At 36.9% G+C, this 16,122-nt stretch carries 13 protein-coding genes; 2 read left to right on the forward strand and 11 right to left on the reverse strand.

The features are described from left to right. Nucleotides 1-34: 34 nt before the first annotated feature. The 3 genes from larE to BDR01S_RS12110 form a co-directional block, all read right to left on the reverse strand. Nucleotides 35-835, reverse strand: coding sequence for an ATP-dependent sacrificial sulfur transferase LarE (gene larE / locus BDR01S_RS12100; protein WP_066251701.1), 801 nt, complete (start codon nucleotides 833-835; stop codon nucleotides 35-37). A gap of 88 nt (nucleotides 836-923) precedes the next feature. Continuing rightward, a complete protein-coding gene (locus tag BDR01S_RS12105; protein ID WP_082797405.1) occupies nucleotides 924-1,694 on the reverse strand; it encodes an SDR family oxidoreductase in 771 nt (256 codons plus the stop codon). Nucleotides 1,695-1,716: 22 nt separating this feature from the next. After that, complete coding sequence (locus BDR01S_RS12110; RefSeq protein ID WP_066251698.1) at nucleotides 1,717-2,985, reverse strand: nickel pincer cofactor-dependent isomerase, group 22; 1,269 nt, start codon at nucleotides 2,983-2,985, stop codon at nucleotides 1,717-1,719. 238 nt (nucleotides 2,986-3,223) lie between these two features. On the opposite strand from BDR01S_RS12110, the gene BDR01S_RS12115 reads away from it, so the two are divergent. After that, on the forward strand, nucleotides 3,224-4,405 hold the full coding sequence (locus BDR01S_RS12115; RefSeq protein ID WP_066251697.1) for an ROK family transcriptional regulator: 1,182 nt from the start codon (nucleotides 3,224-3,226) through the stop codon (nucleotides 4,403-4,405). Nucleotides 4,406-4,810: 405 nt separating this feature from the next. On the opposite strand, the gene BDR01S_RS12120 is transcribed toward BDR01S_RS12115, so the two are convergent. The 7 genes from BDR01S_RS12120 to uxaC all read right to left on the reverse strand — a co-directional run bounded on the left by BDR01S_RS12120 (nucleotide 4,811) and on the right by uxaC (nucleotide 12,962). Beyond that, a complete protein-coding gene (locus BDR01S_RS12120) occupies nucleotides 4,811-5,671 on the reverse strand; it encodes a sugar phosphate isomerase/epimerase family protein (protein WP_066251694.1) in 861 nt (286 codons plus the stop codon). A 2-nt stretch (nucleotides 5,672-5,673) separates the two neighbouring features. Beyond that, a complete protein-coding gene (locus tag BDR01S_RS12125; RefSeq protein WP_066251692.1) occupies nucleotides 5,674-6,678 on the reverse strand; it encodes a Gfo/Idh/MocA family protein in 1,005 nt (334 codons plus the stop codon). A gap of 68 nt (nucleotides 6,679-6,746) precedes the next feature. Next, on the reverse strand, nucleotides 6,747-7,907 hold the full coding sequence (locus BDR01S_RS12130; protein WP_066251690.1) for a Gfo/Idh/MocA family protein: 1,161 nt from the start codon (nucleotides 7,905-7,907) through the stop codon (nucleotides 6,747-6,749). Between the two features lie 2 nt (nucleotides 7,908-7,909). Further along, on the reverse strand, nucleotides 7,910-8,797 hold the full coding sequence (locus tag BDR01S_RS12135) for a sugar phosphate isomerase/epimerase family protein (protein ID WP_066251685.1): 888 nt from the start codon (nucleotides 8,795-8,797) through the stop codon (nucleotides 7,910-7,912). Next, a complete protein-coding gene (locus BDR01S_RS12140; RefSeq protein ID WP_066363176.1) occupies nucleotides 8,794-9,732 on the reverse strand; it encodes an AraC family transcriptional regulator in 939 nt (312 codons plus the stop codon). The genes BDR01S_RS12135 and BDR01S_RS12140 overlap by 4 nt, the downstream gene beginning before the upstream one ends. 235 nt (nucleotides 9,733-9,967) lie before the next feature. Continuing rightward, nucleotides 9,968-11,380, reverse strand: coding sequence for an NADP-dependent phosphogluconate dehydrogenase (gnd, locus tag BDR01S_RS12145; RefSeq protein WP_066251680.1), 1,413 nt, complete (start codon nucleotides 11,378-11,380; stop codon nucleotides 9,968-9,970). A 178-nt stretch (nucleotides 11,381-11,558) separates the two neighbouring features. Further along, nucleotides 11,559-12,962, reverse strand: coding sequence for a glucuronate isomerase (gene uxaC, locus BDR01S_RS12150; protein WP_066251678.1), 1,404 nt, complete (start codon nucleotides 12,960-12,962; stop codon nucleotides 11,559-11,561). Between the two features lie 265 nt (nucleotides 12,963-13,227). On the opposite strand from uxaC, the gene BDR01S_RS12155 reads away from it, so the two are divergent. Beyond that, a complete protein-coding gene (locus BDR01S_RS12155; RefSeq protein ID WP_066251675.1) occupies nucleotides 13,228-14,424 on the forward strand; it encodes an ROK family transcriptional regulator in 1,197 nt (398 codons plus the stop codon). Between the two features lie 64 nt (nucleotides 14,425-14,488). Here the strand turns inward: BDR01S_RS12155 and BDR01S_RS12160 are convergent, their stop codons facing one another. Then, nucleotides 14,489-15,868: a glycoside-pentoside-hexuronide (GPH):cation symporter gene (locus tag BDR01S_RS12160; protein WP_235846552.1), complete on the reverse strand. Its 1,380-nt coding sequence runs from the start codon at nucleotides 15,866-15,868 to the stop codon at nucleotides 14,489-14,491. Between the last annotated feature and the right edge of the window lie 254 nt (nucleotides 15,869-16,122).

A 16,122-nucleotide genomic window follows, 5' to 3' on the forward strand; every position in this document is an offset into this window, starting at 1 on the left:
ACTTTCCTAAACCAAATTGACGAAGCAGAAGCTACTAAGATAACACCTTGTTCATACTTCCACTTTGATATCCAATTAAATCTAACGTGATATATTTGTAACCAAAGCCTTGAAGTGCTTTCACGATTGAGTCATGATTATCAAGAATCTCCTTCATATCCTTAGGTTCTACTTCGATTCTTGCAATATCCTGATGTGTTCGTACCCGAACCTGATGGATATCAAATGTTTTTAAAAAAGCCTCTGCTTTTTCAACCTTAGTCAGCTTTTCTTTTGTAATATATTCACCGTACGCAATTCTTGAAGACAGACAAGCTAACGATGGTTTATCCCATGTTGGCAAATTAAATTCACGGGAGAGTTCTCTGATTTCTTGTTTAAACAGATTTGCTTCTAGGAGTGGGCCGCGTATCCCCTTTTCCTTAGCGGCTTGCATTCCTGGTCGAAATTCATTCATATCATCGGCAATGACTCCATAAACCACATTTTGAAAACCCTTTTCTTCCATGACAGGAATTAGATGATCAAACAAACTGCTTTTACAGAAATAGCACCGATTTTTATTGTTTTCCGCGTACCCCGGAATTGCGAGTTCAGATGTTTCAATTACTTGGTGCCTGACACCAATTTGATTTGCCAGTACTTTTGCCTCTTCAAGCTCACTAGAAGGGTAGCTTTCAGAGTCTGCTGTAACAGCGAGAACATGGTCCGCACCTAATGCATCCACAGCCGCCTTTAGTAGAAATGTACTGTCCACTCCTCCTGAAAACGCTACAACCACGGATTCCATTTCTCGGAGAATAGACGTTAAACTTTTGTATTTCTCTGTTAGCATGGCCCTTTTCTCCTCCCATCCCTTATCTAATTTAAAGTCAGCCACTGTTAATTTATTTATTAGGCTGTAGATTTATGTTCACCTTGGATTATATTGTCATGCTGCCAAAGCCGCCGTCCACTCGAATAAGCGTACCTGTTACAAAACTTGACGCTTTATCAGAGGCAAGCCAAACCGTTGCACCTTGCAATTCTTCCGCTTCCCCAAAGCGATTCATTGGAGTATGTCTCATAATTGATTCAATGCGTTCTTTGTCTAAAATTTTCCGATTTTGTTCTGCAGGGAAAAATCCCGGAATAATAGCATTGACCCGAATACCATTCGGAGCAAATTCACGTGCTAAAAATTGTGTAACACTATTAATACCTGCTTTTGATACGGAATACGTAAACACTCTTGATAGTGGTGTTGTTGAAGATACAGATGAGATATTAATAATGCTTCCTTTTCTATCCTGCTCAATCATTTTCTTCGCAAAAATCTGGCAGGTTAACACAATTCCTTTTAAATTTATATCCATAATTTTGTCCCATTCGTCCATACCGAGTTCAAAAAATGGTGTGGCACTATTTGTACCTGGAGCATTTAAAAGAATATCCCAGCCGCCGGACCATTGTTCGATTTCATTCGCAACGTTAATTATAGAATCTTTTGAACTAACATCAGCAGAAAAAGCCTTTGCGTCTCCACCATTTTCTTTAATTTCCTTGACAACTTCCTCTGCTTTTTCAAGATTACGTCCTACAATCGCGACTTTTGCACCATGTTCTGCCAAGCCTTTTGCCATCGCTGATCCTAAAACACCATTTCCACCAACTGCTACCGCAACTTTTCCAGTTAAATCAAATATTTTTGACATCATTTATCTCTCCCTTGGTTTATTAAAATAAATCTCCATTTTCATTGAAAGTAATTTCATAAAGATCTGAACTTAGCTCCATATTCGGATGCTGCTTTACATATTCTAGTAAAGGCTCAGACACTTCAATTTCACTTAGCACTAATGTATTTTTAATGCGGACTAATTTGACGTTTCTAAAATCCAAAATATTACAAGTTTTAATCGCAGCTTGAATTGCTTGCTTATCGTTTGGCAATGTTGTAGCTATTTTTGTAGGAGCAACAACGGTTGAGGTTAAACCATTTGCATAAGTTCCCTCTTTATCCATCTTGTCTACTAACCGTTGTGTTGTAAAATCAGCCGTCCCAACACCATTGGCATTTCCCTCGGATTGATGAGTTACATCGAGTACCACCATTTTATTTACGTCAGGTCCACCTGAAGCATAGGGGGTTGGATAACGTCCCGTAATATTTGGATCCATGCCATCCCCACTAATATTTTTACCGATTTCATCGATGACAAGGACATCTAATTGATCAAAGAAAAGCTTTGGTAATAACTCTTTTGCTTGCTTTTGAAGTTCATGTTCTTTATTAATAATCTCTTCTGGAGTTAGAACATCAATAATTGCTACTTTATCAAATGCATTTTCAACCGTTGCCACTCCGAAAAGTATCGGTGTCTTTTCCATGATGATTTTCGCCATCGCCGGGACATTTTCTGCCATATATTTAAAGCCCATTTGATGACAAGCTTCTGCCCCTTTTTGCTTCCCTAATCCAATGCTAATCATCTTCATAATTCCACTTTCAACAGGTCCACGAAAGGCTGTATGTGGTTTTACTCGGTTAATAATAACAATTCCGTCGGCTTCTGAAGCAAATTTATCCACATATACAGGTAACCCATTCGGAAGCTCACTAATTTTCACTACCTCCATTGAAGAGCGAATCTCACACCCAACGCTATCCTCGGTCACCCCTAGATGGGATAAAACTTCGCGTTGACCCTCTGCTGTCGCACCTCCGTGGCTGCCCATACTTGGGACAATAAAAGGTTTTGCACCTAAGTCTTTTAGAAACTTTACCGTTACTGCAGTAATTTCAACGAGGCGATCGAGCCCTCGGCTTCCTACCGCTAAGGCGATTTCCATCCCAGGCTGAATTTTATTCTCAATATGTACTTGCTGTAATTGTTCAAAAAGCGCAGAGCCAAGATCATCAATCTTTTTGTTATCAAAGTTAACTTTGACTTTGGCCATTTTAGGAACTGGAATATCTTTTAATAATTCCTGAAGGATACCCATGTTTACTTCACTCCTTTATTTACTATTAAGTTTCCTCATTCGTTACTTTTCCATGTATTTATTAGGATTATTAATATATCTTCTGTAATCCCTTTCAAAAGAAGTTAAAAAAAGGTAATGATATTTTTTCTTTAATTTGTTTACCAAACAAACTAATTACCTGTATAATATCATTAGGACTAAATTACGTCAATATTTATAGCTTATTTCCTTTTAAAAAATAGCAAGGAGGTTCTTTATGCTCACAGGAGATGCAGCATTTATCAAAAAAATAAACAGATCTTTGATCTTAAGTAAAATTGTTGAGCATAAATTGATATCTAGAGCAGAGCTTGCCAAGCTTACAGGATTAAATAAAGCAACCATCTCTGTACAGGTATCAGATTTATTGGACAAAGAACTAATTTATGAAACACAGCAGGAACACAAAAGTGTAGGAAGAAGGCCCATCATGCTCTCCGTTAATCGAGAAGCAGGGTTTGCCCTGGGAATTGATCTAGATAAAAGTTCAATTACTTTTACCATTTCGGATTTAATTGGTACTTCCATTCAAACTGATATAATAGAACTCAATGTCTCAGATTATGATTTCATTCTTAAGATATTAATCGATCAGATCAATAATTATAAATCCAAATTCAATCATACTCGTTACGGTCTTGTTGGAATTGCCATTGGAATACATGGAATTGTCAATAAAGATGAAATAATTGATTTTGTCCCTCAACACGGCTGGCAAAACAAAACCTTAAAAGAGGACCTAGAAAAGGCAATCGGAATTAATGTTTACATCGAAAATAATGCTAACCTTTGCTCCATTGCAGAAAAAGTCTACAAGCACCACCAATGCAACAACCTATTATCCGTCAGCCTGTATTCTGGAATTGGTCTTGGTTTCATTATTAATGATACATTATTCAAAGGATTTCACGGTTATGCGGGCGAGATAGGGCATATGATTGTCGTCCCAAATGGACTCCCCTGCCGTTGCGGAAATTTGGGCTGTTGGGAACAATACGCTTCCGAATTAAGTTTTATTACCCATTTAGCTAAGGATCAAAAGAACCTAGCTTTTAACTATATTGATTTCCAAAATCGGTTGCTTGAGCATGACCCTGCTTTCCAAAAAGAGATTGATCGATTTATCATGTTTATTTCAATTGGTTTAAATAATTTGATTAACCTTTATAATCCTGAAATATTAGTGGTCAATAGTGAAATCCTCCGTTTATATCCTAATGCAGCTGAAGAACTTAAAGCCCATCTCACTTCCTCCATTAGCCATTATTCGGAATTGGTGATCTCACAATTTGGGAAAAGGGCGTGTATCATGGGAGCCTGCGCACTGGCAATTCAAAACTTCTTAGGAGTTTCAGAGCTTTGTTTAACTTTGACTGAGGAAAGCTTTCTCGATAAATAGAATAAGCAAAAAGGAACATAAGCCTTCACTTCCGAGGGCTTTTTCTTTTTCCTATGGAAATTTACGAAAAGACGAGAAAAACGATGTAATTATAAGAAAAAGAGTGATGGTAACATTTTCATACCAAATGTTCCCGTTTTCATGACGTTTGTTTCCGTTTTCAGTGAGATTGTTTAAAACTTGGTAATGAATGATAATAAGAGTATCAAATTAATAGGAGGAATTGTAATGAAGAAGTTAATTAATTTAGTAATTAAACAAATTGAAAAAAATGGTGAATACATTCCATTTCATCTATCCGAACCAGTCAGAACCAATTCACACAAATAAAATGTGAATTGGTTTTTTTTGTTTAAAATAAAAAAAAGTGCCTGACACTCTATTAGTGCCTGACACCCATTTTACTTAAAACCAATCGCTATAGCCTAATTTTCTTAGGTGGTTTGCTGATATTTCTAAACAATCTAATGGATCACGACCATAGGTATCATCTTGTTCTACCAAGAAATATTGTACTCCGCTCTCCAAACCTGCTTCGATAATTGCTTTGACATCAAGGTTGCCTTCCCCAAGCTCGGCGAATTCAATCGTGCTTGTAAAGATATGCATGAATTTAGCCATGTCTTTAAAGTCTACTTCACTTAAATCCATCTGTCCGATTCGGTAATCCTTTAGGTGCAATAAAGAAATACGTCCAGAGTATTCTTTAACGAACTCGACTGGATTTACGCCTGCTCTTTGAATCCAGTGAACATCTAACTCAAAGCCAAGTTTTGTTGTGTTATTTTTAATGATATCCAATAAATATTCACCATCATATTTTTGGAACTCGAGGTGATGTGTATGATAATACAATTCAATTCCATGTTCCGCTAATCTATGTGCCATTTTTTCTGCCTTATCTATAAATTCCATGATTTTATCTTTATGACCCATACAGGTTAACGGCAGCATTCCGATTCGTAAAAAATTACAATCTAGGGTCTTACAATCGTTAACAATTTTATCGAAATCGTTGGTTAATGTTTCTCCTGGCATACCAGGCATCATTGGCTCAACCGCTGCAGATAGCGCTGCAATTTTGATATCAAAATCTTCACTTGCTCTTTTTAATTCAGCAACATTTTCAGCGGTCATTGGAATTTGGGATACCTCTACAGCATGATATCCAAGCTCCTGAACTTTTCTCATTGTTTCATAGGCACCTAGTTCTTCTACTTTGCCTTTTAACATCATCATTTGAACGCCAATTTTACCTTTTTTCATGGTTACCCCTCCATTTTTATCGTTTGTTTTGTCTCTGAAGACAGAAGAACAGCATCGATCATTTGCATGGAAACGAGTGCATCCTTTGCATGAACATAATCATGGCTGTCTTGCAAAATACAGTTATAGAATTGATTGATCGTTTTCACATGACTTGCACCATAATAGAATTTTGAGCCAGGCAGCTTAGCGTCCTCTACCAATTCTTCCTTTTTACCCTCTAGTGTCACTCTTGTAAGAATGCTATCCTTGATGTTAAATTTTCCTTTTTCTAAGACTGCCTCTAGCTCAACACTTGCATTTTCTGCATTGGCATTCGTGGCAAAGAATAACCCCTTGGCACCATTTTTAAACTGAATATGAGCCGATGCTGTATCTTCGACTTCTATTCCGTAGTCCAATAGTTGGTCAATGGTTCCTCTGATTGCTTCCATTTCACCACCGAGCAGCTGCAGTAAATCTAAGGTATGAAGAGCTTGGTTAATCATTACGCCGCCGCCGGCATACTCCATTTGACCACGCCAGGGCTTAACATCATAATAAGCCTTTGGTCTAAACCAAGGTACCAAGCCCTTGACACCGGTGACTTTTCCGTATTCGCCGCTCTTAACCATCTCTTGAAGCATTTCAAATGTTTCATTATACCGGTTTTGTAAACACACACCGATTTTAACATCATTGTGTACTTCCTCAAGTTTGACAAGCGCCTGTCCCTCTTCCGTGTTCAAGCCAAGCGGCTTTTCTTGAAATACATGTACTCCCTTTTCAACACAAGCTTTTGTTACAGGGTAGTGTAAGTAGTGAGGCAGACAATTATGGACACAATCCAGCATTTCTTTTTCTAGCATCTCATGATAATCCGTATAAAAGTTTACCCCTGGTACGGTATCTTTTAATGATTCATTATTATCACAAACTGCCACCAATTCCGCATTTGGGTTAGCTTGTATAGCTGGAATATGAATTTTAGAAATATCTCCAAGTCCAATTACTGCTACTTTTAGCATCAGCCTATCCCCTTTTTTGAAACGAACTCAAAGCTATAATAGCGATGAGTTAGTTTTCATGTGTTTAATTACTTTCTAACCGGATATTTACCTTCTTCAGTAATTCGTTTATTTAATTCTTCTAGGAATAAATCTTCATCAAATGGTACTTCGATTTCCTTGCCTAACCAGCTTGACAGGTGCATTGCATTTGCAAGTCTAACACCATTAATACCGTCGCTGCCTGGTGCTAATAATGGTGTACCTTCTACGATTGCTGAAGCAAAGTCTTCTAATACAGCAATGTGTTGTTCGCCCCAAACATTGCCAAAATCAAGTACTTCTTCAGTGAAAATATCACCTGCACCGCCGCCCATAAACAGCTTCATTACATCTGACATATCCATTGAAGCGCTCATTTCACTTTCAGCTTGTTTCAGGCGTTTGATAGTTACTTTTTTACTATCGTCTACCACGATTTTTCCTTTATCACCTAAGATTTCTAAACGGTCTGTCCCCATTACATCGTGCGTACGAGTTACGAATACACCGGTAGCACCATTTCCATAATCAAATACTGCAGTCACATCGTCTTCAACCACAATATCTCTTTGATAGCCATAGTTTAATTTTGCATAAACCTTTTTCGGCATGCCGCACATCCATTGAAGCAAGTCAATTTGGTGTGGCGCTTGGTTTACAAGGACACCGCCGCCTTCTCCACCCCAAGTTGCTCTCCATTCACTTTGATTGTAATACCCTTGAGGTCTCCACCAGGTAGTAATAATCCAGTTGGTATTGCGGATGCTGCCAATCTCACCCTTATCAATAAGTTCTTTTACTTTTTTATAAAGTGGATTTGTACGCTGGTTAAAGAAGATTGCAAACTTAAGTTCAGGCTTTGTTGCTGCAAAGTCGTTTAACTCTTTAACTTGTTTTGTATAAACACCAGCTGGTTTTTCCACTAATGCATGAATGTCTCTTTTTAGTGCTTCGATTCCCATTTCAGCATGGAGATAATGCGGTACAGTTGTAACAACTGCATCAACATCACCACTTTCAAGCATATCGATATAATTATCGTAGAATGGAATACCAGGATACTTCTCTTCTGCTACTTGTTTTTTAGCAGGATCATTATCACAAATCGCACCAATCACCATGTTTTTAACTTTTCCTTCAGTAATGAAGTTAGCGTACATACCGCCTTCAGCACCTAATCCAATAATCCCTAATCTTACATTAGCCATAATTAAATTTCCTCGCTTTCAATTTTTTTAAGAATTTCCAATAATGCTTCATATTGAAGCTTGTAACCGCCGGCACCATCCAGCCCTTTGTTGTCCTTAATAATCTCGGTTGCATCCTCAAGCTCTAAATCCTTTAGAGAATCAAAAAGAACGAGATGTGGCTCAAGCGTTAAGAAGCCTTTATAGCCGCCCTCAATAAACTGAGTTAAGATTTGCGGTATTTTACCTTCTCCAGTTCCACAAACAACATTTTGACTATCCGATGTTACAGCATCCTTTATGTGTATATAAACAATCTCATCCTTTAAGAGATCGTAACACTCCTCTGTGTCTTCGCCGCACTGAACAAAATTAGCAAAGTCAAAAATTCCTTTAAAGTATGGAGAACCTACTTCTGTTAAAATTTCATGACAGCGTCTTGCGATATCACCAAAGATATCCTTTTCATTTTCATGCAGTAAAATAATATTGTATTTTTCCGCAATTGCTGCAAATTCCTTTAGTTTACTAACAACTTGACTACGATATTGATCTGCATCCTCCCCCTTAGGAATATAGAAGCTGAAGATTCGCATATATTTACAATCGAGCAAGTTGCTAATTTGGCAAAGCTTGTCCAACATTAGCTTTTGCTTAGCAAAGCCTTCTTCATCATTGATGAATACTTTACCAATAGGTGAGCCGATAGAAGAAACACCAATTCCAGCTTTTTGAAGCCTAGGCTGGACGTTTTCTTTGATTTCATCAACGGTAAAATCACCTATATTTTTCCCATCAATGCCTCGTAACGAAATATATTTCATACCTAGATTTGAGACAACCTCAAGTTGGGTATTAAAATCAGATGAAATTTCATCTGAAAATCCTGAAATCAATAAATTTTGATTCATTTATGCTTTACCTCCTTATTAACAGGAATGTTGCGGCTGAGTTTTGTTTTACGATATTGCGAAGGAGTAATGCCAACCTTCTCTTTGAAAAAGCGGCTGAAATGGGCAACACTCTCAAAGCCTGATGATTGAGATACCTCTGTAAGGGATTGGTTTGGTTCCATTTCCAACAAATATTTCACTTGATTAAGTCTGCAAGCCATGACGTATTCCATTACCGTAAAGCCAGTGACTTCTTTAAATACATGCGAAGCATAATACTTACTCAGATTTAATTCTGAAGCTATTTTATCTAAACTAACTTTTCCTTTAAAATGATCATTTATCCAAGACGCGATTTCCTCGGCATGAAGTTCCTTTTCTGACTTTTTACTGATGATTTGAGACAATTGCTTTTGACTCATCTTATAAATCCCTAATAATAATTGAACTAATTCAAGTTTCACTTCAGCTTCTAAAAATTCATTTTTCTTACCTGTTTGCTGTGCTTCTTCAACAATATGTTCTAATGAAGCAGCGATTTCCTTAATCCGTCCATCCACAAATTGCCCATTTTCATCGTAACCAGTGCGAAGCAGGCAATTGTTCAGCTTTTTAAACGGATCTAACAAATTTGGTATTCCAAGAGCGTTTAATAACTCTTGCAGCCATGTAGGTGAAAAGTGAATCATACTTCTTGTATAAGGACTGCTTGTTCCTGGATTTGGTTTATGCAATGTCATGCCATCCAATAGGATAATATCACCTGGCTGAAGTTCATAAATCCGATTATTAATTAAATACTTACAATCGCCAGAATGAAAAAAATAAATTTCGTACTCCTGGTGAGAGTGAAATTCAGAGATATATTTTTCCATTCCTTTTACTCTGTAGAAAGCGTTTATCCACTCATCCATTATTTTTGATTTATAAGGAAAGTTGATCGGCTTATCCATGGCTCACACCCTTAAAAGTAACCGCTGTCAATTTAGTTTGTTAACTAAACATACTTATATTTTATTACACTTAGACACAAAAATCATTCTCTTATCCTGCTGTAAAATACTTTTTATTTGACTGAAATTGCTTTTTAATAATAAAATTACAGACAATTTTTATAAAAAATAGAGACAAAACTAGCTTTAAATGGCTAGTTTTTGTCTCTATTAGTAATGTTCTAATTCAATTCGATTATTTCATCCAGTTGGTATGGAAAACTCCTTCTTTATCAACACGTTGATAAGTGTGAGCACCAAAGTAGTCACGTTGAGCTTGTAACAAATTGGCTGGGAGTGTTTCAGTACGGTAGCTGTCATAATAGGCAATCGCACTAGCGAATGATGGTACAGGAATACCACGTTCAATTGCTACAGCAAGAACTTGACGTAATGGCTGCTGATAGTTCTCAACGATATCTTTAAAGTAAGGATCTAACAATAAGTTTCTTAATTCTGGATCGCGATCATACGCATCCTTAATTTTTTGTAAGAATTGTGCACGAATAATACAGCCGCCGCGGAAAATCATTGCGATATCTCCGTAACGAAGATTCCAATCATATTCTTCTGATGCAGCACGCATTTGTGCAAAACCTTGTGCATAAGAAACAATTTTACTCATATATAATGCTTTACGAACTGCTTCGATTAATTCTTCTTTATTGCCTTCAAAGCCCTTAACTTCCGGTCCATTAAGAACCTGACTTGCCTTAACACGCTCATCCTTCATTGCTGAAATAAAGCGGGCAAATACAGATTCAGTGATAATTGGAAGTGGAACACCTAAGTCTAAAGCATTTTGGCTTGTCCATTTACCAGTACCCTTTTGACCAGCCGTATCAAGGATTAAGTCAACCATTGGTTTACCAGTTTCTTCATCCACTTTTGTAAAGATATCAGCCGTAATTTCAATCAGATAGCTGTCTAATTCACCTTTATTCCATTCAGCAAAGACCTCATGAAGCTCTTTTGCATCCAAACCAAGGACATTTTTCAAAATAAAATAAGCTTCACAGATTAACTGCATATCTCCATATTCAATTCCATTATGAACCATTTTCACATAGTGACCGGCACCATTGGGACCAATATAGGTACAGCAAGGATCGCCCTCTACTTTTGCAGAAATGGCTTCTAAGATTGGTTTAACAAGGTTATACGCTTCTTCTTTACCGCCTGGCATGATAGAAGGACCTTTTAATGCGCCTTCCTCTCCACCTGAAACGCCAGTTCCGATGAAATGGAATCCTGCAGTCTCTAGCTCCTTATTACGTCTGATTGTATCTTGGAAGAATGTATTCCCACCATCAATTAGGATATCGCCTTCTTCAAGAAATGGCTTCAAGGAGTCAATTGTAGCATCTGTTGCAGTACCAGCTTTAACCATTAATAAAATTTTACGAGGCTTTTCTAAAGAATTAACGAATTCTTCAACAGTACGTGCACCTACAAAGTTTTTTCCTTCTGCTTCATTCTTTAAGAATTCTTCTGTTTTTTCATAAGAACGATTAAAAACAGCGACTGAATAACCGCGGCTTTCAATATTTAAGGCAAGATTTTTCCCCATTACTGCTAGACCAACTACACCAATTTGTTGTTTTGCCATTCTAAATACCTCAACTTTCTTTATGTATTATTAATTACCATCATTAACATAACATCCATAATAACGATTAAAAGTGAGAACATCAAGCAATTCAGTTACTCTTTATCCTTATCAAGGATTGAACCAAGTAAGTAAGGAGGGGAACCTAATAGAACCCCTGCCTATTGTTATTTCTGTATTAACGCTTTAAAAAGTATTCTTCGGCATTATCATAGCAAATATTCCGTACCATTTGCTCCATGTGATTCATATCATTTGGCGCTAACCCATTTTCAACCCATTCGCCAAGGAGATTACACAGAATACGGCGGAAATAATCATGACGTGCATAAGATAAGAAACTGCGAGAGTCTGTCAGCATCCCGATAAAGTGACTAAGTAATCCGACATTGGCAAAATCCTTCATCTGTCTCTCCATACCATCGATATGGTCTAAAAACCACCAGCCAGAGCCTAATTGAACTTTTCCCGGTATCCCTTCTTCATAGAAGTTCCCCATCATACCTGCCAGCATTACATTGTCTTTTTGGTTTAAGTTAAACAATACTGTCCTCGGCAATGCATTTTCTTGATCTAAGGAATCTAAGAAACGAGATAATCCTTCTGCCATATTAGTTTCTCCAACTGAATCAAATCCTACGTCATTTCCAAGAAGCTCTTTCATTCTTGAATTATTGTTTCTCATCGCTCCCATATGAAGCTGCATAACCCATTGTTTCTCCGCATACATCTTTCCAAGCTCTTTTAATAAGTAGTAACGGTATGAAACCAATTCATTAGTTGTAAGCTCTAAGCCGCTTAGTCTTTTATTGAAAATTTCTTCAATCTCCTGTTTTGTAGATTCCACGTATTCCATGCTCTGAATGTCATGGTCCGATGCGCGGCCTCCGTTTTCATGGAAGTAGGCAACTCGTTGTTTTAATGCAGCCAGTAATGCATCAAATGAATCCACGTTGACACCTGAAACTTGTGATAATTTTTCAATCCAGCTAGCGAAGGTTGGACGTTCAATAAACATTGCACCATCAGGACGGAAGGTTGGAGCAATGATTGTTTTAAAGGTGTCATCATTTTTCAGTAATTGATGGTATTCTAGTGTGGAAATTGGATCATCTGTGGTTCCGATAAACTTCACATTTGATCTCTCAATTAAACCTCTTGCAGTGAATTCAGGCGTTTGTAATTTTTGATTACATTCTTCCCAAATTTCACGAGCCGTATCTGGGCTTAATACTTTATCAATCCCAAAGTACATTTTTAATTCTAAGTGTGTCCAGTGGTATACTGGGTTTCCAATTAAATACGGAATCGTCTCTGCCCATGCGGCAAATTTTTCCCAATCACCTGCATCTCCGGTAATGTATTGCTCTCCAATACCATGCATGCGCATTGTCCGCCATTTATAATGGTCCCCGCCAAGCCAAATTTGAGTAATATTTTCATAAGACTTGTTTTCCCAAACTTCCTTCGGGTCTAAATGACAATGAAAGTCAAAAATTGGTGAAGAAACTGCTGCATTTTCATAAAGCTTAATGGCCGTTTCTGTATTTAACAAAAAGTGTTGATCCATAAATTTTTTCAACGAATACCTCTCCTTTAGATAAAAATTTATCGGTTAATTTACTAGCTCTGTAACCCCTTACAGAAATAAAAAAGTAGGTATAATATTTAGACTCTCTTTAATTTGTTTATTAAACAAATTAATTACACTAATAATTTATCACGATTAATTTGTTTAGTCAATTAACTATTTAGTAAATATAAGAATAATAACGACCATTTAATGAAAGAACTGATATAATAGTAATATACACAAGTATAGTCCGAAATGGAGGATATGAATATAAATGGTTACCGGTGATGCGGCATATATAAAGAAAATTAATCGCTCGTTAATTATTAGAGAAATTATTAAAGAAGGAATGATTTCAAGAGCGGATCTTTCCAAAAGCACAAACTTGACGAGAGCAACTATCTCTGCACAAGTTGCTGATTTGTTAGCAGAGGGGCTAATTATAGAGACTCATCTCGAACATCTCACAGTGGGCAGGAAACCAATTATGCTCTCTTTAAACGGACAAGCTGGCTATGCACTTGGTATTGATCTGGATTATGGTCAAATATCATTTACATTAACAGATCTTCTTGGCAGTCCTGTTACATCCAATATTATTAGAATTAGTACGGTGGAATATACAGAAATTTGTCATCTTTTAGTTGAACAAATTAAAAAGTACAAAACTGAATTCAATGACAGTCGTTACGGCATAGTTGGAGTTGTAATCGCCATCCATGGTTTGGTTGGAAAAGATGAAATCATTCACTATGTTCCACGGTTTAACTGGCATGGGATCAATTTAATAAGTGATTTAGAAAGAGAAATCGATTTGCCGATTCATCTTGAGAATAATGCAAATCTAAGCTCTTTTGCAGAGCGTGTTTATATACACCATGAAACAGACAATCTGCTATGTACTACCCTCTATTCGGGTATCGGTCTTGGCATGATGATGAACGATGATTTTTTCCGGGGCAATGAAGGCTATGCCGGCGAAATTGGTCATATGATTGTTGTCCCCGGAGGTAAACCATGTAATTGTGGAAATAAGGGATGCTGGGAAAAATATGCTTCGGAAACAGTCATATTTGAATATCTGTCTGAAAAAAGACAAATCGAGAACCTTACCTACGAACACATTCAAACTTGGCTTGATGAAGGCGACGAGGAAGTACATGAAATGATGGAACAGTTCATCTTCTATCTATCGATTGGATTGAATAATATGATAAATATGTATAATCCTGATGTGCTCGTACTTGATAGTGAATTGTTGCGAATCTATCCGGACTCTTTAAATAAAATAACCAAGAATCTAAATTCTTCAATCAGTCATTATCGTGAATTAATGATCTCTACTATCGGAAATAAATCTTGTGTCCTTGGAGCATGTGCACTTGCTATCAAACAATTTCTGGATGTCCCGATGTTAAATTTACCCTATGATATAAAAACCAATCAAATTGGAAGCGCACTCATTTATTGATAATCACACCTTATAGAACAAAAACCCCTTTTAGCTTTTGCTAAAAGGGGTTTTTTCGATGGTATTAGGCACTTTTTAAACTATCATTAACCTTTTGTTTATCTTTAAGCTCATCGACAATCTTTTTATAAAGATCCTCAGTTAAATTATACAGAACAATTAAGATAATCGCTGCGATTAAGTTTAGTCCGGCTGGAATCAGGAACATTAATCCTTTTATACCAAGGAGTGTGCCGGCTGTTTGCTCTGCATTGGGAACATAACCAATTAATCCAAGGGCAACGCCAGGAATAAAACCGGCTAACGCCTGTGCTAGTTTCCGGAAGAAACTGTAACTTGAATAGACAATCCCCTCTGTCCGTTGTCCTGTTTTCCATTCGTGATAATCAACTGCATCCGCAACCATTACCCATGGTAAACCTAGTGCAAAGCTAAGACCTAGGCTTCCAATTGTAAGTAATATTATGAAAGTCGGTACGTTAGCTGGTAGAACAAAGTTGGCAACATCTGCGGCAATTCCAATGAAAAGACCGATAATAAATGTTTTCTTTTTTCCAAGTCTTTTAACAAGTGCTGGAATAAAAAATGAACCAATGACAGCGATTCCAATACTAGTAAACGACAGCAAAGACATAAGACCCGGATTACCTAAATTATATTGTAAGTAATATAACTGAACAGCTGTCCGTAGGTTACTCCCCGCAACCATAAACAAACAAACGAAACAGAGAGCAATTAGCGGTCTATTACTTAGCAATAGTTTGAAGAGTTTGGACATTGGAACCTTTTCTTCTTCTTTTTTAGGCAACCTAATAACATTTTCATTTGTATTACGATAGCAAATATAGTGGAATATTATCCCAATTAACGCCATCGAACCGATGCCCACAGTATATCCTGATTTTTGATCTGGAAAATATAAAACAATGGGGATCACAACCATCCCGGAAATAAGCATTGCAAATTGACTGCCAATAGCTCTAAAGGATCCAAGAGATGCTCGGTCCACAGAATCTTGGGTCATTGAAGCAGCCAGTGATCCATAAGGAATGTTAACAATCGAATACGACAATCCAAAGGCCATATAGGTTATAAAAGCAAAAGCAATTTTTCCTGTATCTGAAAAGTCAGGTGCCATGAAAGAAATGACTGTCATAATGGCAAGAGGAATCGATCCAAATAAAATGAACGGCCGGAACTTACCTCGTTTCCCTACCTTCCGTTTATCTATAAAAGCACCTACTGAGGAATCTGCAAATGCATCAAAAATCTTCGAAATCAAAAATACAAGTCCGCCCCAATAAGCCGAAATTCCTAAAATATCTGTATAGAACTTAAGCAAATAAATTTGCCCCATATCAAACATAAATCCGTTACCCACATCACCTAGACCGTAGGAGACTTTTTCTTTTAAGGTTAATTTTTTTTGGGCACTATTCTCCATCATGACTCCTTCTTCCTGTTAAATTAAATCAAACTGTAACCCTTTACAAAACGAGATAAAAAATAAAGGTTTTAAATATTTTTGAGGCTAATAAGTTTATTTAATTTGTTTATTAAACTAACAAATTGTCTGCATTGATAGAATACCACCGTCGACAAATTTCGTCAATAATAATTTGTAAGCGGTTATCATCCATTTCAACCCATTTATAAACCTTTAACAGCAAAAATCAATAATGGAGTTCATAACATAAG

It is taken from the genome of Neobacillus drentensis NBRC 102427, from assembly GCF_001591445.1.
Classification (GTDB): domain Bacteria; phylum Bacillota; class Bacilli; order Bacillales; family Cytobacillaceae; genus Neobacillus; species Neobacillus drentensis.